Raw genomic sequence first — 17,760 nt, forward strand, 5'->3', positions numbered from 1 at the left:
CTCGGAAGGACTACAGAACACAATGGCAATTTTCCTCGACGACAAGTCCGTCATCATTGTCCAGGGCATCACGGGTTCGGAGGGCTCGAAGCACGCCACGCGCATGCTCGAGGCCGGCGCGAACGTCGTCGGTGGCACCAACCCCCGCAAGGCCGGTCAGACGATTGAGCTCGCGGGCAAGGAGCTGCCGATCTTCGGCACCGTGAAGGAGGCCATGGAGGCCACCGGCGCGAACGTCACCGTCATCTTCGTGCCGCCGGCATTCGCCAAGGGCGCCATCGTTGAAGCGGCCGAAGCCGAGATCCCCCTCGCCGTCGCGATCACCGAGGGCATCCCGGTCAGGGACGCCGCTGAGGCGTTCACCCGCGTGCAGCAGCTCGGCAAGACGCGCCTCATCGGCCCGAACTGCCCCGGCATCATCACCCCCGAGGTGTCGCTCGCGGGCATCACCCCGGCGAACATCACCGGCAAGGGCCCGATCGGCCTCGTGTCGAAGTCGGGCACGCTGACCTACCAGATGATGTACGAGCTGCGCGAGATCGGCATCTCGACCGCCATCGGTATCGGCGGCGACCCGGTCATCGGCACCACCCACATCGACGCGCTCGAGGCGTTCCAGAACGACCCCGAGACCAAGGCCATCGTCATGATTGGTGAGATCGGTGGCGACGCTGAAGAGCGCGCGGCCGAGTACATCAAGGCGAACGTCACCAAGCCGGTCGTCGGCTACGTGGCTGGCTTCACCGCGCCCGAGGGCAAGACCATGGGCCACGCTGGCGCCATCGTTACCGGTTCGGCGGGCACCGCCGCCGCGAAGAAGGAGGCCCTCGAGGCCGCCGGCGTTCGCGTGGGCACGACCCCGACCGAGACGGCGAACATCATGAAGGAAATCTTCGCCGGCCTCTAGCCACCAAAATGCGTTGAGTGGTCGGTTGTTGTAGTTCTGGCAGGGCCAGAACTACAACAACCGACCACTCAACGCATTTCCGGGGAGGGCGGCTTGGCAGGGCGGATGCGCCAGCCGGCTGCACTACGCTCAGAACGCTATGTCCCGCCTCGCCACGATGTTCGCTGCGCTCGCCGACACCGCGCTCGCGGTCGTCGTCGGCATTCTTACGCCACTCGCCGTCGCCGCGGCCGGGTGGCTCATTTCTGGCAGCTTCCAGACGACCCCGTGGGAGGTGCCGCTTGCCGCAGCGATGGCGCTGTGGACGCTCGGCCTCACGAGCGCCGTCGGCTTCACAGTGCATCCGGAGGCCTTCCCCTCGCTGCAGCTCGCCGAGCCGTTCGGCTTCGTCGTCTCGCTCGCGCCGCTCGCGATCACGGCCTACATTGCGTGGTTCGCGTGGCGCACCGGCCGCCGCATCGTCGAGGCCGACGAGGACGGGCCGTGGCTGTCGCTCGCGGTCAGCGCGGCCGCCTTCATCATCGGCAACCAGCTCGCGCTCCAGCTCGGCGGCACCGACATCGCCCGCCTCGAGCCGGGCGGGGTCGCCGCAGGCGGCACGCTCATCTGGGTCGTCGGACTCCTCGCTGGCGCGCGCATCTGGGAGTTTGTGCCCTGGACTCGCCTGCTCGGCGACCGTACCGACGCGATTCTGACCGCCGCATCCCGCGCCCTTCGCCTCGCGCTCGGCTTCGTCGTCGGCTTGTTCGCGCTCGCGAGCGCGCTCGTGCTCGTCGGTCTCGTGCTGAACATGGGCGACATTGTGGGCCTCACGCAGTTGCTTCAGCTCGATGCCTGGGGCAATGTGTCGGTCGGTCTCACCGAGCTGCTCTACCTGCCGACGCTGCTCGTGTGGGCGATCGCGTGGCTGCTCGGTGCGGGCGTCCAGTTCGGCGCCGGCACGATGGCGAATCCCGGGGCGACCGATGCGGGCCCGCTGCCCATCCTGCCGCTGCTCGGCGTCGTGCCCGAGCCGCACACCACCCTGCTCTGGTCGCTGCTCGCGCTGCCGGTGTTGCTCGCGGCGGTGCTGACGATGTGGCTGCGCACGACGACGAAGGGCGCGGATGCGGGGCCCTGGTGGCAGCGCCTCATCGTGCCCGCGTCGGGCGCGATCGTCGCGGCGCTCATCCTCACCTGGCTCGCGTACCTCTCGCGCGGCGCGGTCGGCCCGGGGCGCCTCACCGAATTCGGCCCAGTGCCTTGGCTCGTGCTCGTCTACGCGACCGCGCTGCTGCTCATCGGCGCGGTCGCAGGCGCGTACATCCCCGTGCCCGTCCTCGCGGCCGACGAACTCGAGACACCGGAGGAGCCGGGCGCGTTCCGTGACCTCGCGACCGAAGATCTCGAGGACGTGCGCACCGCCCGCACCCTCCGCGCGGTCGAGGACGACGCCGACCCCTACGCCGAGTTCGATGACCTCGACGGGCCGGCCCGCACCGCCTGGTGGCGGCGGGCCGTCTACGCGACGCAGGATCGCCTCGACGACCTCACCGCCGGCCTCCGACGTACCACCACGGTCGCCCGCGACGCCGACGGCGACGGCAACTGGCCTGAGGAAGATCGCGACCACGCCACCGAGCCGCGCGACCAGTTCGACACCGATGAGCTCGAACGCGGCGAGCTACGTGCTGCCGAGTCTGAGGCTGAGGCTGACGAGTTCGACGACGACGACGAGGATGCGCCGCTCACGGTCGTACGCCGGGCCCGGCAACGATCGGGCGCGGGCAGCGCCATCGCGCATGATGACGACGCGGCCGACGACGCGAGCGACGAGCTCACGAGCGACAACGACGCTGCCCCCGAGCCCACCGCATCCGACCGAGCGACTCGTCAGCGCGACGCTGACCAACGTTCGACGCCCGGTCGCAAGCCCGCGCCGCGCCGTGACCTCGGCGACCTGGCAGACGCACTGCGGCGCCCCGACGAACCCGACATCTACGGAGATATCGACCTTGACGAGGCGCCGCGAGGACCTCGAAAGTAGCGTTACTGCTTGGTGACCTGGTCGTCGCCAAAGTTGGGCGCCTGCTGGCCGTACTGCGGCGCGGCGGCGTCACCCTGCGTCGACTGCGCCGGGTAGTAACCGGCCTGCGCGCCGTACTGCTGGGCCGGCGCCTGCGGCGCATGCTGCGGCTGCTCGGGCGTCCACTGCGAGGCCTGCGCCCCCTGCGACTGCTGCTGCCACTGCTGCGACTGCTGGGGCGCACCGTACTGCGGCGCGGCCTGCTGGCCGCCGAACTGCCCCGCGGCCGACTGGCCGCCGGCCTGCTGCTGCGCATCCTGGTTGCCCTTGCGGGTCACGACGGCGACGATGAGCAGAATGATGCCGAGCGGGATGAGAATGACCGGACCCCACACCTGCACCATGAGGCGCACGTTGCTCGCACCGTTCGTGCCCTCGGTGACCCAGAAGACATCCATGAAGTCGATGCCGGGGTACTCGGCTACCGTGCGGGCGGTGTTGAAGATGTTGAGCGCGAGCAGCACGATGCCGATGACGAGCGAGCTGAGCCCGAAGCGAACGAACGGGTTGGCCTGTTTGCGGAACATGTTGGGGGGGGCTCCTCGAAGTCGTCCGGCGCTCGTGCGCCGTGTCTCCTCAAATCATTCCGGTCGGATGCTCGGGGCGGATCGGTCGACGGATGTACTGCCTGGCCTACCGCGCGCGCATTTCCTACCGAGTGGGGCCGCGGCGGCTTCCCGCGGCGTCCAGTCGCGTGCCGCGTAGAATTGCCTGGTGCTTAAGGTCGTCGTGCTCATCTCCGGAACCGGATCGAACCTTCGCGCGCTCCTCGACGGCCTCGACGAGGCGCGCGCGAGCGATGCGCCCATCGCCGCCGAGATCGTCGCGATCGGCGCCGACACCGAGCGCGCGAACCTCGCACTCGGCGACGAGCGGGGCATCCCGACCTTCGTCGTCGCGCCGGGCGCGTACCCCGACCGCGCCGCGTGGGGGGATGCGCTGCTCGCCAAGGTGCGCGAGTTCGGCCCCGACCTGACGATCCTTTCGGGCTTCATGCGTCTCGTGCCGCCGCGCGTCGTCGATGCGCTCGCGCCCGAGCTGCTCAACACGCATCCCGCCTATCTGCCCGAGTTCCCCGGCGCCCACGCCGTGCGCGATGCCCTCGAGGCCGGCGCCAACGAAACTGGCGCCACGATCATGATCGTCGACAACGGTGTCGACACGGGCCCCATCATCGACCAGCGCCGCATCGCCATCACCCCCGATGACACCGAAGCGACGCTGCACGAACGCATCAAGGTCGTCGAGCGGCAGCTACTACTCGACACGGTGCGACACCTCGCCGCCGGCACCCTGAACCTGAAGGAGATCGCGTCATGAGCGCCCCGAAAATCACCGAACCCCGTCGCAAGCGCGACCGCGTCGAGATCCGCCGCGCTCTGATCTCCGTCTCGGACAAGACCGACCTCGAGCGCCTCGCGACCGCGCTCGGCGAGGCCGGCGTCGAGATCGTCTCGACCGGCTCGACCGCGGGGCGCATCCGCGACCTCGGCGTGGCCGTGACCGACGCCGCCGACGTCACCGGCTTCCCCGAGATGCTCGACGGCCGCGTCAAGACGCTGCACCCGGCGATTCACGGCGGCCTGCTCGCCGACCTGCGCCTCGCGTCGCACGAGCAGCAGCTCGGCGAGTTCGACATCAAGCCCTTCGACCTCGTCGTCGTGAACCTCTACCCGTTCGCCGAGACCGTCGCGTTGGGCGCGCAGGGCGACGACGTGGTCGAGCAGATCGACATCGGCGGCCCCGCCATGGTGCGCGCCTCGGCGAAGAACCACGCGAACGTCGCGATCGTCGTCTCGCCCGCGAGCTACGACGAGGTCATCGCCGCGCTTGCCGACGGCGGCACGACGCTCGAGCAGCGCCGCAAGCTCGCGGCCGCGGCCTTCGCGCACACCGCCGAGTACGACACGAACGTCTCGAACTGGTTCCAGGGCGAGCTCGCGGAGCCCGCCGCCGAGGCCGAGACCGCGCTGCCCGAGCAGCTCGAGGTTGTCGCGGCCGAGCGCACCCCGCTGCGCTACGGCGAGAACTCGCACCAGCAGGCGGCGCTCTACTGCCTCGCTGATGGCCGCGGCATCGCTCAGGCGACGCAGCTGCACGGCAAGGAGATGTCGTACAACAACTACGTCGACGCCGACGCCGCCGTGCGCGCGGCCTACGACTTCGCCGAGCCCGCCGTCGCGATCATTAAGCACGCGAACCCCTGCGGCATCGCGATCGCGCCCGCGGGCCTCGACGTCGCCGCGGCGATCGCCGAGGCACACCGCCGCGCGCACGCGACCGACCCCGTTTCGGCGTTCGGCGGCGTCGTTGCCGCGAACCGTGAGGTGTCGGCCGAGATGGCGCAGACCCTGAGCGAGATCTTCACCGAGGTTGTCGTCGCCCCCGGCTTCGCCGACGAGGCGCGAGAGATCCTCTCGCGCAAGAAGAACATCCGCCTGCTCGAGCTGCCCGAGGGCTACGCGCGTGAGGCACTCGAGCTGCGCCAGATCTCGGGCGGTCTGCTCGCGCAGACCCCCGACACCTACGCGCCCGAGGGCATCAGCGCGAGCTGGGAGCTCGTCACCGGCGGGGCCGCCGACGAGGCGACCCTGCGCGACCTCGAATTCGCGTGGAAGGCCGTGCGCGCCGTGAAGTCGAACGCGATCCTGCTCGCCCACGACGGCGCCGCGGTCGGCGTCGGCATGGGTCAGGTCAACCGCGTCGACTCGTGCCACCTCGCGGTGAACCGTGCGGGCGAGCGCGCGAGCGGCTCGGTCGCCGCATCCGACGCCTTCTTCCCCTTCGCCGACGGCCTCGAAACCCTCATCGCGGGCGGTGTGCGCGCCGTCGTGCAGCCGGGAGGCTCGATTCGCGACGACGAGGTGAAGGCGGCCGCCGAGCAGGCCGGCATCACGATGTACTTCACCGGCGAACGCCACTTCTTCCACTAACCCCGCGCAGCCCTCCCCGCCGCCGACTCAGAAAGCCCGATTTGTCTCAGCAGTCCACTCCGAAACCCCAGCTCGCCATCGTCGCGCTCGCCGCGCTCGCGGCGGCCGGGGTGACGCTCGCCGCGACCCTGTTTAAGACGAACGAACGCGACCTCACCTTCTCTGTGTCGGTGTGGGACACGTTCTCGAACGCGTTCGGCATCGCCGTCGTGCCGGTGCTGATCTACTTCGTCGCGCTCGCGATCTTCGGCCTCTTCGGCTGGCTGCGCAACTGGTGGCGCGGGCTCATCGCGGGCACGGTGTCGATCATCATCGGCGGCGCGCTCGGGTACCTGCTGCAGATCGTCTCAAACGGGGTCGACCTCAACGGCGACGCCTGGGCGGCGATCTTCAGCGAGTTCCTCGGCCTCAACTTCCCGTTGCTCGTCTCGGGGATGCTCTCGGCGACCTTCGTCGCCCCCGCGGCCCTGCGCACGCTCGCGCCGGTGGCCGGCGAGCCCGCACGTTACGCTGCGGCCGCGAGCGGCGAGGCAACCGCCTCGACGTTCGACTCCGGCTCGGCGTTCCTGCGCATCCCCTCGGACGCGCTGCTCGAGCGACTCGGTGACGAATCGGACGATGCGAACGAGCAGTGGGAGGCCCTCGTCTCGGCATTCGAGCAGCACGACTGGGGCACGCAGGCCGTGCCGGGCGGCGACGAGGACGATGAGCGGTCGGTGCTGCTCGGCGACACCGCACTCGTGCTCGGCGAGCAGGTCATCATGGCTCGCCCGAAGCATGGCGAGGCCCGCGCGAGCCTCATCGCCGTGCGCGAAACCCTCGAGACCGCGGGTGCCGTGTTCGACGAGCTTGAGGCCCCCGCCGAGTTCAACCCGGCCGACGTCGTGCAGGCCGAAGGCGTGCTCTATGTCGGTGTCGGCGGCACGACGAATAAGTCGGCCGTGCGCGGTCTGCGCCGCCTGCTTGGTGACCGCGGCTATCGCGTCGTCGGCGTGCCGATGATCGGCTCGGTGCTGCTCAGCGAGGCGCTCAGCGTGCTGCCCGACGGCACTCGACTCATCTGGCGCGAGGCGCTCGAGACCCCCGATGTGCTCGGCGACTGCCTCATCGCCCCCGAGCCCGCGGGCGCCGCGGTGCTCGCGCTCTCGCCGACGGCGCTCGCCGTGTCAGCCGACGCCCCGAGCACGGCAGACCTGCTCGAAGACCTCGGCTACGAGGTCGAGCGGCTCGACATCAGCGCCTTCGCACAGGTCGGCGGCACGCTGCCGCGGCTCTCGCTGCGTTCGCGCGACTAGGCCATGAACGAAGAACCCCGCGACCAATGGTCGCGGGGTTCTTCGTTGCGTCGCCGTGCGCGGGCGCCCTAGGAGATCTTGCGGATGCCGATGACCTCGCCGTACTGCGTCTCGCCGACAATCTCGAAGCCCATCGCGGTGAAGAACTTGCCGGGGCCGAGGTCGCCGTCTTCCCAGACCGCGACCACCTGGTCGAAGCCGCGGTTGACGGCCTCGTCGACCACCGCGTCCACCGCGAACCGGCCGATGCCGCGGCGCTGCTGCGTGGCGTCGACGTTCATACGGAGGATCGTGGCTCGGTAGAGCTCATCTGCCGCCTCTTCGTTGAACGTCGCCATGATGAAGGCGACGATGTTGCCGTCGGCCTCGACCACGCGCGGCCACATGGTCTCGTGGTTGACGTAGGCCTCGGCAATCGAGTGCGAAACGGGGGCAACGAATGCCTCCTGCCCGGGCTTGAGCGTGAGGGCGTTAGCGGCGACGACGTTGTCGGCGGTCAGCGGGGCGATGCGCATCTCAGTCATGTTCGCAGCGTACCTGGAAGTCTTGAAACCGCCCGGGGTGTTTACCAGGATGAAGCGAAACTCGCACGTGACGGCAACCTAGACTGAACGGAGGTTTGTTGATGGCGCGCTGGCACAGGCCGGCTGCACACGGGGAGGTCGGGATGACTCAGGAGGCGACAGGCGGCTTGCGAGAGCTCACGGTGCTGGTGCGCTCGGACGGCGAAGGCGAGCTGCGCGATGGCGGACGAGTGACCCGGATGCGCGCGGCGGATTCCGACGAACTCCGCGGCATGCTCATGGAGCGGGCGCTCGCGGTCGCGTTCGACGAGGGCGTCGACGTGCACGTGACGACGATCGACGTCGATGGCGTTTATGACTTGCTTTGCACAGCAGACGGCCAGGTCGACGAGGTCGGCGATATGCGACCGCTGCAGCCGGGCGACAACGACCTCACGCCCGAGGCACCGATCCGTCAGACCGACGGCGGCTACGCGTCGCTGTTCGGACTCGACGTCGACGAGCCGTCGACCGACGTTGATGCGCCGAGCGTGCCCGTGCATGAGACCGAGCGACTGCCGCGCGAGGCCATGATGGCCAAGCTCGACTACGACGAACTGCTGCGTGGCGAAGAGACAGCGCAGGACGAAGACGCCGCGCTCTCGACGCAGGGGCTGTTCGACGGCGCGAAGACCGGACCGGTGCCGGTCGGCGAGGCTGACGAGTTGCTCGACGAGGAAGTCGACGATGAGTTCCACGATGAGGGGCTCGACCACGAGTTCGACGAGCTTGACGAGCAGCAGGCCGTGACCGAGCAGGCCGAAGCCGAGCAGGATGAGGCTGAGCAGGCTGAGGAGTCGGGCGAAACCGACCCATCCGACTCCGACGTTGAGGGCGACAAGCCGCCGTTCGAGCAGACCCCGGGCTCGAAGCCGCCGGTGTGGCGTGACCGCCCCGCCGATGCGGAGCCTCCCGTCTGGCACGACCAGGACGCCACGGTCGAAGACGCCGCCGACACCGGCGAGTGGCAGCCGAACTTCCTGCGCGGCCGCGGTCGCGACACCGGCGCCGCACCCGAGGCGACGCCACACCAGGGCCCCGCGGCCGCTCGCGCCGCGCAGGCCGCCGCGAGCGTCGCAGCCGAGCACGGTGGCAGCCACGACCGACGGGGCACGCCGCCGAAGCCCGAACACCGACCGAACACCGAGGGAGTGCCGACCCTCGACGACTTCTTCGCCGAGAAGTCGCCGGCGCGCAAGCGGCCCGCCGAGCAGGGATGGCGCGCGAACCTGCGCCGCATGACCGGCGGGCTCATCACGCTCGGCCCGGGCGCGAAGGAGCGCAGCCGTCGCGACGAGATCGCGTCGATTCAGCGCACCTTCCAGGGCCCGCGCACGATCGTCGTGATGAACCCGAAGGGTGGCGCCCACAAGACCACCGCGACGCTGATGATCGCGGCGACCTTCGGCACCATGCGCGGCGGATACACGCTCGCGTGGGATAACAACGAGACCCGCGGCACCCTCGGGTGGCGCTCGCGCCCCGGCGTGAACAAGAACACCGCCGTCGACCTGCTGCGCGAGCTGCCGCGCTTCGAGATCTCGGGCGGCATGACGATTGCCGACGTCGACCGCTACGTGCGCAACCAGGGCGACGCGAAGTTCGACGTGCTCGCGAGCGATGACGACGCGGCGAGCGCCGCGATCATCGACGACGACGCGTTCAGCCGCCTGCACACCGTGCTGTCGCGCTTCTACCGCATCATGGTCATCGACACGGGCAACAACATGCGCGCCTCGAACTGGGAGGCCGCGCTCGACGTCGCCGACCAGCTCGTCATCGTGTCGACGGCACGCGAAGACACGGCGGCATCGGCCGCGTGGCTCGCCGACGGCCTGCGTGAGCGCGGCTACGGTGACAAGCTTGCGAACGCCGTGACGATTCTCTCGTCGCCCTCCGAGAAGGAAGACACCGACCTCACCCAGAAGCTCACCTCGCACTTCCAGCAGCTCACGCGCGCCGTCGTGTCGGTGCCGTACGACCAGGAGTTCGTGGGCGGCGGCGAGCTCGACATCCCGAGCCTGCAGCCCGGCACCCTCGAAGCCTGGCGCCACGCGGCGGCCGTCATCTCGCAGGGGCTGTAGCGCGCATCCGGGTGCCGCGAGGCATCTAGGCTAGAGGTATGTTGCGTGTTGTAGCGGGAGAGCAGTCGGCCACCCCGGCCGAAATGGATGCCATCGTTGCCGGGCTTGACGAGCGCGCGGGGGTCATTCTCGCGTCGGGCGTCGAATACCCGGGCCGTTACACACGATGGGACATCGGCTTCATCGACCCGCCGCTCTCGCTCGAGGGCCGCGGGTTCGAGCTGCGGATGCGCGCGCTCAACGACCGCGGGCGGGTGCCGCTCGCGTGCTTCACCGACGCGCTCGAAGCCGCCGACGGCATTGACGTCCAGCGGGTCGACGAGACCGACACGCGTATTCGTGTCACCCCACAGCGCGACGAACTGCTCCCCGAAGAGCAGCGCACGCGCCGCCGCTCGAGCTTCACGGTGCTGCGGGTCATTCTCGAGCAGTTGCCAAAGGACTCGGGCCGGCACTTTGGCCTCTACGGCGCGTTCGGCTACGACCTCGTGCGGCAGATCGAGACGCTCGCCGAGCCCGCGGGCGGCGAGCAGCGCGACCTCGCGGTGTATCTGCCCGACAGCATCCTTGCCGTTGACCGGCAGCGCGGCGACGCGCGTCGCTACGACTTTGACTTTGACTACGAGGGCGCCTCGACCATCGGCGTCGCCCGCAGCGAGACCGTGTCGCCATTCACCGCGGCGCCGGCCTCGGCCGAGGCGAGCCGCGACCACGCGCCGGGGGAGTATGCCGCGCTCGTGCGTGAGGCGAAGCATTCGTTCGCACGCGGTGACCTGTTCGAGGTCGTGCCGGGCCAGGCGTTCCGTCGCCCCGTGCGCACCTCGCCGGCGCAGGTGTTCCGCAACCTCGTGCGCGACAACCCCGCGCCCTACGGCGCGCTCATGAACCTCGGCGACAACGAGTTTCTCGTCACCGCGAGCCCCGAGATGTTCGTGCGTGTGCAGGGCTCGCGGGTCGAGACCGCGCCGATCTCGGGCACAATCGCCCGCGGCGCGGATGCGATCGAGGATGCCGACCGCATCCGCACCCTGCTCAACTCTGACAAGGACGCCTCGGAGCTCACGATGTGCACCGACGTCGACCGCAACGATAAGTCGCGCATCTGCGAGCCCGACAGCATCCGCATCATCGGGCGCCGCCAGGTCGAGCTCTACTCGAAAGTGATCCACACCGTCGACCACGTCGAGGGCAGGCTGCGCGAAGGCTTCGACGGGCTCGACGCGATCGCGACGCACATGTGGGCCGTGACCGTTACCGGGGCCCCGAAGATCTGGGCGATGCGCTTCATCGACGAGCACGAGCGCTCGCCGCGCACCTGGTACGCCGGCGCGCTCGGGGTGCTCTATGCCGACGGCGACGTCAACACCGGCCTGACAATTCGCGCGGCGATGATCCGCGAGGGCATCGCCGAGGTGCGCGCCGGCGGCACGCTGCTCATCGACTCGACGCCCGAAGACGAAGAGCGCGAGACCGAGATGAAGGCGCAGGCGCTGATCGAGGCGATTGCGGCGGGCCCGGATGCGACGGCCGCGGCCGAAACTGAGACCGAGCCGGTCGCCGCGAGCGGCGCGGGGCACCGCATCCTCATGTTCGACCACGAGGACTCGTTTGTGCAGATGCTCGCCGGCTATCTGCGGGCAACCGGCGCTGAGGTGCGCACGGTGCGCGTGCCGCGCGGCGGGCTGTCGGATGCCGACATTCAGGTCGCGCTCGACGAGGCCGACCCGAGCCTCGTCGTGATGTCGCCCGGGCCCGGCAACCCGCGCGACTTCGAGGACTCGCGCATTCTCGCCGCCGTCGATGCCCGCGGCCTCGCCGTGTTTGGCGTGTGCCTTGGGCAGCAGGCGATCGGCGAGTACTTCGGCGCCTCGCTCGGCCAGCTCGGCTACCCGCTGCACGGCAAGGAGCGTGAGGCGGTGCGCGTCGCCGAGGGCTTCCTCGACGCGCTGCCCGAGCGCATCGTGACCGGCCGCTATCACTCGCTTTATATCGATCCGGCGACGCTCCCCGACGAGCTCTACGTCGTCGCGAGCGACGACGACGGCGTGCCGATGGCGATTCAGCACCGCGAGCAGCCGTGGTTCGCGGTGCAATTCCACCCCGAATCGCTCATGACGCTGCGCGATGCGGCAGGTCGCCGCATCATCGACGCGGTGTTCGAGCGCATCCCCGTGCCGCAACTTTCGGCGCGCTAGCCGGGCGTGTTGCGCGGGCCTGCTTCGACGGGTCGCAGAGTGGACGCACTGTGCCGTGAAACCCTTGGTCAGGCGGGTTTTTGGGTGCAATTTGTCACGTGATGAATGGTTGCGAACAAACCGGTCAAAATTGGGGCATATTCGTCGGCGCGTCGATTACCAACCGTTCACCGATTGAGCCCAAAATCGAGCGGTGAATACGCGTATTGATTTCCGTTACCTCTCCGAAGACGACACGATCGCCGCTGGAGTGATGGACATGGCCGCCTGCGTCGATGCGATGGAAGAGACCTTCGCGCTCTACGCCGCCGGCGACTACCGCATGGCCGGCCCGAACAACGACTCGCACGGCGCCCGCATGATTTTCCCCGATGACCCGCCGTTCGAGAATATGCCCGCGAACAGCGACGACCGCCGCTTTACCGCGATGCCGGCCTACCTCGGTGGCTCGTTCGGCACGACGGGCGTGAAGTGGTACGGCTCGAACCTCGCGAACCGCGACAAGGGCCTGCCGCGCTCGATCCTCATGTTCATGCTCAACGACACCGACACGGCGGCACCGCTCGCGCTCATGTCGGCGAACCTGCTCTCGGCGATGCGCACCGGCGCCGTCTCTGGCGTCGCCGCGCGGCACTTCGCGCGCGGCGACTCGCGGGTCGCCGGCGTGATCGGCCCGGGCGTCATGGGACGCACGACGCTCGCCGCGCTCGCTGTGGCATGCCCGATGCTCGACACCGTCAAGGTGCGCGGCCGCAGCCAGCAGGGCATCGACGACTTCCGCGCGTGGGTGGCCGAGTTCGTGCCGCAGATTACGACGATCGAGCAGGTCGACCGCGACGAAGACGCCGTGCGCGGCTGCGACGTCGTTGCCGTCTGCACGACCGCGAAGGCGGGCGACGTTGACGCGTACCCGATGATCCGGCGCGAGTGGCTCGAGGCGGGCGCGTTCGTGACGATGCCGGCCGCCGCGAACATCGACGAGGGCCTCGAGGCGCAAGAGGTGCGCAAGGTTGTCGACTCGTACGGTCTCTACGAAGCGTGGGGCATGGAATTCCCGACACCGACGCACCACCACGTCGGCATCATCGGCAACAAGTTCCTCGACCTCGTCTCTGAAAACAAGCTGCGTCACTGGGACATCGAGGAGCTCGGCCCCGTCGTCGAACGCCGCACCGAGGGCCGCCGCACGCCCGAGGAGATCGTGCTCGTGTCGATCGGCGGCCTGCCGATCGAGGACGTCGCGTGGGGCACCGTGCTGTACCGCAACGCCCTTGAGCGGGGCATCGGCACGAGCCTGCCGCTCTGGCAGACACCGGCACTCGTCTGACACCGCGCGACGGCGGTCATCGCCGTCGCGTGACCCAGCTGTCCCATAGACGGCGCAGGGGGTATATATCCCTTCTGCGTCACCTCTGGGGCAGCTGGGACACGGCAGCCGAGTGAAGCGGCGCTAGAAGGCCCGGTAGTCGACCTTTTCGAGGCGGGGGCCGCGGCGTGGGCGGCGCGGGCCAGCCGCGAGCAGCAGGCGCACGGCGCGGAAGCGCTGGCCGCGCCACGGTTCGAGCGCGGCGAGCATCTCGTCGTCGCTGAAGTCGCGGCCCTCGAGCGCGTGGCCGACGTACTTGCGCAGGTGATAGTCGCCGACCGACACAGCATCGGCGTCGCCGAGGGCGCGCTGCGCGAGCTCCGCGCTGGTCCAGCGGCCCACGCCCGGAAGCGACTCGAGCCGCTCTCGGGCCACGGCGGCGGGGTGCTGTGCGAGCCGGTCGATGGCGCTCGCACGCTCGGCGAGCCGCGCGACGGTGCGGCTGCGCGCCGGTTCGACGCCCGCGCGGTGCCACTCCCAGCTCGGCACGCGTCGCCACGCGGCGGCGGACGGCGCCACGCGCATGTGGGCCGCGAGCTCGGGCGGCAGCGGACCGGGTGCGGCCTCGCCGAAGCGCAGCACAAGGCGCCGGTATGACGCCGTCGCCTGCTGCACGATCACCTTTTGCTCGAGCACCACGGGAACGAGTTCGGCGAACACCGCGCCGGTGCGGGGCACACGCATGCCGCTCGCGCGCCGAAACTCGGCCCGGACCTCAGGAAGTAGCGGGTCGAAGCCCGCGGCGTCGTCGGCCGCCCCGCAGATCTCGGGCGCGGCCTCGAGTGCCGCCTCGGCGCCGTCGCCCCACGCGCGGGCGCGCAGCGTGCCGCCCGCGAGCTGCGTGAGCCGCAGTGTTGCGCTGGTATCGCCGAAGCGGCGGGCGAGCAACGCATCCGTGCCGCCCGCAAGCCACTGGAACGTTGGATCCCCGGCGCCGTGCTGCAGCGCCGACAGGGTGAGCCCCAGATCGGTACGGTGCGGCGGCTGCCACTCGCGCTCAAGGAAACTGCTCATGTGAACATGCTCCTCCGAGGCTCCGACACGGCCGGGCAGGCGCGCGGTTGATGCACAACGATGGTCGTGCCGAGATTGGCAAGTGGGGCGCGCCGCCGACACCGCCCGAACGACCCGCGGCTAGCGGAAGACGATCGTGCGGTGCCCGTCGAGCAGGATGCGGTGCTCGGCGAACCACTTCACGGCCTGCGTGAGGGTACGCGACTCTTCGTCCTGGCCCATGGCCTGCAGCTCGGCGACGGTGTCGGCGTGGTCGACGCGGCGCACGTTCTGCTCGATGATCGGGCCCTCGTCGAGGTCGGTGGTCACAAAGTGGGCGGTCGCGCCGACGAGCTTCACGCCTCGAGCGTGGGCCTGACGGTATGGGTTCGCGCCCTTGAAGCCGGGCAGGAACGAGTGGTGGATGTTGATGAGCCGACCCTCGAGCGCGGCGCAGAGCTCGGGCGAGACGATCTGCATGTAGCGAGCGAGCACGACGAGCTCGATGTCGTCGCTCTCGACGACTTCGAGCACACGGCGCTCGAAGTCGGCCTTCTCTTGCGCGTTGCGCACGGGGCGGAACTCGAACGGCACATCGTAGAAGCCGGCCAGCTTGCCGAGCACTTCGTGGTTCGCCATGACCCGAGGAACGGTGATCGGCAGGTACCCCGCACGCTGACGAAACAGCAGGTCGTTCACGGCGTGCTCGGCCTTCGAGCCGAGCACGAGCGTGCGCAGCGGGCGGTGTGCCTCGTCGATGTGCACCTCGGCCCGCAGGGCGTCGCGCACCTCGTAGATGCCGGCCTCGAAGTCGGCACGGCTCGACGAGGTCTCGACCTCGCAGCGCAGGAAGAAGCGGCCGGCATCGAGCGACGAGAACTGCTGCAGCTCGACAATGTTGCCGCCTCCGCGCGTGATCGCTCCCGTGAGCTCGTGCACGATTCCGGGCTGATCGTCGCAGACGAGGGTCAGCACAAGGTGCGAAGCGGGCGATGCGGCGGCGTTCGAGGGCGTGTCAGTCACCGCACCAGCGTAGCCTCAGAGCGTGCCAGAAACCTCGTCACGCGCGCCAGAACGGCCGTTTCCGCTGATCCCGCTCATCACACTCGCCGCCGCGACATTCCTCTCGGTGACGGTCGAGATGCTGCCCACGGGGCTCATGCCGCTCATGTCAGCGGGACTCGGCGCGAGCGAGTCGCAGATCGGCCTGCTCATGACGATCTTCGCGTTCACCGTTGTCGCACTGTCGACGCCGCTCGTCTACCTGCTGCAGCGGGTGCCGAAGCGCATCCTGCTCGTCGGCGTGCTCACGGCCTTCGCGATCGGCACAATCGGCACCGCGTTCGCGCCGAGCTACACCATCGTCGTGCTCACCCGCATCTTCACGGGCGCCGCACACGGCGTCTTTTGGGCGACCGTGACGTCGTACACCGGCGCGCTCGTCACCTCGAAACAGCTCACGAAGGCGGTGTCGATCACGGGCGGCGGCGGTGGCCTCGCGTTCGTGCTCGGCGTGCCGCTCGGCACCGCGCTCGGGCAGGTGCTCGGCTGGCGCACGACGTTCTTCGCGATCGCCGCGCTCTGCGTGCTCGTCGCGGCGCTGCTCTGGTTCGTGCTGCCGAAACGGGTCGAGGAGCAACCCGAGACCTCTGCCATCGAGGTCGTGCCCGCCCCGCAGCCGATTGGTGACGTCGAGAAGACCGGCCTCGACGGCCCTCGGGTGCCACGGCCAACCCGCTCGATGTATCTCGTCGCCCTGCTCATATTGCTGTGCGCGCTGACGATGTCGGGCAACTACTCCTTCTACTCCTACATCTCGCCGTACCTGCTCGGCATTGTCTCGCTGCCGCCCGAGTGGCTCGCGACCGCACTCTTCGCCTTCGGCATCACCTCGGCGCTGGCGACGATGATCACCGGCCTGCTCTTCTCGAACCGGTCAACGCTCGGCCTTGCGGTCGCGTACGCCTGCATGCTGCTCGGCGCGGGGAGCCTCGCGTTCGCGCCGCAGGTGTTGCCGCTCGTCGTCGTGGGCCTCGCGCTCTGGGGCGCCGGGATGGGGTTCCTCCCGACCCTGCTCCAGTCGCGCCTGCTCGCGGTTGCGCCACGCAAGCACCGCGACCTCTCGAGCGCGCTCTATACCTCGGGTTTCAACCTCGGCATCGGCTCGGGCGCGTTCATCGGCGGCCTCCTCCTCGACGACTACGGCATCTGGTCGGTCGCGCCCGCGTTCCTCACCCTGGTCGGCTGCGCGTTCATCGGCATGATGGTGATGGACTTTCGGCGGCGACGCGCGGCGGTCGCAACCCCGCCCATCCGCTGATTCGCGTCGCTGCCAGCGAGCGCGAGCCGGCGTGCGCTAGCCTGGCCGAAGACACGGGGTGCCCCACCGAGGGGCTGAGATTACACCCGAGAACCTGATCGAGTTCGCACTCGCGGAGGGATGTCGCGGCGACGTTGGTACGTCGGCACGCGCTGGCTTGCTGGCGTCGCATTCGTCCTCGTGGCGGCTCAGGAAGCCGAGGTCGACCATGATTGCCAACGTTCTCTCAATTGCCGGAACCGACCCGAGCGGCGGCGCGGGCATCCAAGCCGACCTCAAGGCCTTCGCGGCGCAGGGCGCGTACGGCATGAGTGTGATCACCGCGGTCGTCGCGCAGAACACGCACGGGGTGCGCGACATCATCGCCCTCGAGCCCGACTTCGTCGCGGCACAGCTCGCCGCGGTGACCGACGATGTACGCGTGGACGCGATCAAGATCGGCATGGTCGCGAACGCGGGCATCGTCGCGGCGATTGCGCGCGGCCTCGACACGGTGCCTGAGGTGCCGGTCGTGCTCGACCCGGTGATGGTCGCGAAGAGCGGCGACCATCTGCTCGCGCAGGACACGGTCGCGGCAATCCGTGACGAACTGCTGCCGCGGGCCACCGTCATCACTCCAAATCTGCCCGAGGGCTCCGTGCTCGCGGGCGGCGCCGAACCCCGCGACGTCGAGGGGATGCGCGAGCTGCTCCGGCGCCTGCGCGGTTGCGGCAGCGAGTGGGTGTTGCTCAAGGGCGGGCACCTCGCGGGGGAGGCGAGCGTCGACCTGCTCGCGAGCGGGCACGCCGACGAGCCGCGCGTGCGCGAGTACGCGGCCCCGCGCATCCGCACCCGCAACACCCACGGCACGGGCTGCACCCTCTCGGCCGCGATCGCGGCGCTACTATCACGGCACGACGTGCCCACGAGCGTTGAGCTGGCGAAGCGGTACCTGACGGGCGCGCTGCGGCACGCCGACGAACTCGAGGTGGGTTCGGGGCACGGGCCGGTGCATCACTTTTATGAGCTCTGGCCCGTGCCCGCGGTCGTTGGCGCGTAG

14 protein-coding genes and 1 riboswitch are annotated in these 17,760 nt (G+C 69.5%); of the genes, 10 read left to right on the plus strand and 4 right to left on the minus strand.

Translation table 11 applies throughout. From position 1 onward, the window contains the following. The first annotated feature begins 22 nt into the window (after positions 1-22). Both sucD and EJL01_RS08135 read left to right on the plus strand, forming a co-directional pair. The gene (sucD, locus tag EJL01_RS08130) at positions 23-907 is read left to right on the plus strand and encodes a succinate--CoA ligase subunit alpha (RefSeq protein ID WP_125107058.1); all 885 of its coding nucleotides are present in this window, start codon (positions 23-25) and stop codon (positions 905-907) included. Positions 908-1,046: 139 nt separating this feature from the next. Then, on the plus strand, positions 1,047-2,933 hold the full coding sequence (locus EJL01_RS08135) for a cell division protein PerM (protein WP_125107059.1): 1,887 nt from the start codon (positions 1,047-1,049) through the stop codon (positions 2,931-2,933). Between the two features lie 2 nt (positions 2,934-2,935). Here the strand turns inward: EJL01_RS08135 and EJL01_RS08140 are convergent, their stop codons facing one another. Then, entirely contained in the window at positions 2,936-3,499 is a 564-nt protein-coding gene (locus EJL01_RS08140; protein ID WP_125107060.1) for a hypothetical protein, read from the minus strand. Between the two features lie 187 nt (positions 3,500-3,686). Here EJL01_RS08140 and purN point away from each other — a divergent pair, with 187 nt between their 5' ends. From purN to EJL01_RS08155, 3 genes are read left to right on the plus strand one after another with little or no spacing between them, the layout of a single operon-like run. Then, a complete protein-coding gene (gene purN / locus EJL01_RS08145) occupies positions 3,687-4,292 on the plus strand; it encodes a phosphoribosylglycinamide formyltransferase (protein ID WP_125107061.1) in 606 nt (201 codons plus the stop codon). Further along, positions 4,289-5,905, plus strand: coding sequence for a bifunctional phosphoribosylaminoimidazolecarboxamide formyltransferase/IMP cyclohydrolase (purH, locus tag EJL01_RS08150; protein WP_125107062.1), 1,617 nt, complete (start codon positions 4,289-4,291; stop codon positions 5,903-5,905). The genes purN and purH overlap by 4 nt, the downstream gene beginning before the upstream one ends. 41 nt (positions 5,906-5,946) lie before the next feature. Then, the gene (locus tag EJL01_RS08155) at positions 5,947-7,200 is read left to right on the plus strand and encodes a hypothetical protein (RefSeq protein WP_125107063.1); all 1,254 of its coding nucleotides are present in this window, start codon (positions 5,947-5,949) and stop codon (positions 7,198-7,200) included. 68 nt (positions 7,201-7,268) lie between these two features. Here the strand turns inward: EJL01_RS08155 and EJL01_RS08160 are convergent, their stop codons facing one another. Beyond that, a complete protein-coding gene (locus EJL01_RS08160; protein ID WP_125107064.1) occupies positions 7,269-7,724 on the minus strand; it encodes a GNAT family N-acetyltransferase in 456 nt (151 codons plus the stop codon). Positions 7,725-7,867: 143 nt separating this feature from the next. On the opposite strand from EJL01_RS08160, the gene EJL01_RS08165 reads away from it, so the two are divergent. The 3 genes from EJL01_RS08165 to EJL01_RS08175 all read left to right on the plus strand — a co-directional run bounded on the left by EJL01_RS08165 (position 7,868) and on the right by EJL01_RS08175 (position 13,369). Then, positions 7,868-9,847, plus strand: coding sequence for a MinD/ParA family ATP-binding protein (locus tag EJL01_RS08165; protein WP_125107065.1), 1,980 nt, complete (start codon positions 7,868-7,870; stop codon positions 9,845-9,847). 38 nt (positions 9,848-9,885) lie between these two features. Continuing rightward, complete coding sequence (locus EJL01_RS08170) at positions 9,886-12,042, plus strand: anthranilate synthase component I (protein WP_125107066.1); 2,157 nt, start codon at positions 9,886-9,888, stop codon at positions 12,040-12,042. 193 nt (positions 12,043-12,235) lie between these two features. Then, a complete protein-coding gene (locus EJL01_RS08175; RefSeq protein ID WP_125107067.1) occupies positions 12,236-13,369 on the plus strand; it encodes a tyramine oxidase subunit B in 1,134 nt (377 codons plus the stop codon). 123 nt (positions 13,370-13,492) lie between these two features. Here EJL01_RS08175 and EJL01_RS08180 read toward each other — a convergent pair whose 3' ends face one another. Together EJL01_RS08180 and EJL01_RS08185 are read right to left on the minus strand one after the other, a co-directional pair. Further along, positions 13,493-14,422, minus strand: a complete 930-nt coding sequence (locus EJL01_RS08180; RefSeq protein WP_125107068.1) for a DNA-3-methyladenine glycosylase family protein — start codon at positions 14,420-14,422, stop codon at positions 13,493-13,495. A gap of 120 nt (positions 14,423-14,542) precedes the next feature. After that, positions 14,543-15,424: a formyltetrahydrofolate deformylase gene (locus EJL01_RS08185; protein WP_125107069.1), complete on the minus strand. Its 882-nt coding sequence runs from the start codon at positions 15,422-15,424 to the stop codon at positions 14,543-14,545. 22 nt (positions 15,425-15,446) lie between these two features. On the opposite strand from EJL01_RS08185, the gene EJL01_RS08190 reads away from it, so the two are divergent. Beyond that, complete coding sequence (locus EJL01_RS08190) at positions 15,447-16,721, plus strand: MFS transporter (protein ID WP_125107070.1); 1,275 nt, start codon at positions 15,447-15,449, stop codon at positions 16,719-16,721. A 44-nt stretch (positions 16,722-16,765) separates the two neighbouring features. Beyond that, a riboswitch (TPP riboswitch) is annotated at positions 16,766-16,859 on the plus strand. A gap of 70 nt (positions 16,860-16,929) precedes the next feature. Then, the gene (gene thiD / locus EJL01_RS08195; RefSeq protein ID WP_125107071.1) at positions 16,930-17,760 is read left to right on the plus strand and encodes a bifunctional hydroxymethylpyrimidine kinase/phosphomethylpyrimidine kinase; all 831 of its coding nucleotides are present in this window, start codon (positions 16,930-16,932) and stop codon (positions 17,758-17,760) included.

The organism is Gulosibacter massiliensis, from assembly GCF_900626105.1.
Taxonomy (GTDB): Bacteria; Actinomycetota; Actinomycetes; order Actinomycetales; family Microbacteriaceae; genus Gulosibacter; species Gulosibacter sediminis.

Coding starts and splice junctions, on each gene's coding strand:
- sucD (WP_125107058.1), top strand. CDS start 23: ATGGCAATTTTCCTCGACGACAAGTCCGTCATCATTGTCCAGGGCATC.
- EJL01_RS08135 (WP_125107059.1), top strand. CDS start 1,047: ATGTCCCGCCTCGCCACGATGTTCGCTGCGCTCGCCGACACCGCGCTC.
- EJL01_RS08140 (WP_125107060.1), bottom strand. CDS start 3,499: ATGTTCCGCAAACAGGCCAACCCGTTCGTTCGCTTCGGGCTCAGCTCG.
- purH (WP_125107062.1), top strand. CDS start 4,289: ATGAGCGCCCCGAAAATCACCGAACCCCGTCGCAAGCGCGACCGCGTC.
- EJL01_RS08160 (WP_125107064.1), bottom strand. CDS start 7,724: ATGACTGAGATGCGCATCGCCCCGCTGACCGCCGACAACGTCGTCGCC.
- EJL01_RS08165 (WP_125107065.1), top strand. CDS start 7,868: ATGACTCAGGAGGCGACAGGCGGCTTGCGAGAGCTCACGGTGCTGGTG.
- EJL01_RS08170 (WP_125107066.1), top strand. CDS start 9,886: ATGTTGCGTGTTGTAGCGGGAGAGCAGTCGGCCACCCCGGCCGAAATG.
- EJL01_RS08180 (WP_125107068.1), bottom strand. CDS start 14,422: ATGAGCAGTTTCCTTGAGCGCGAGTGGCAGCCGCCGCACCGTACCGAT.
- thiD (WP_125107071.1), top strand. CDS start 16,930: ATGATTGCCAACGTTCTCTCAATTGCCGGAACCGACCCGAGCGGCGGC.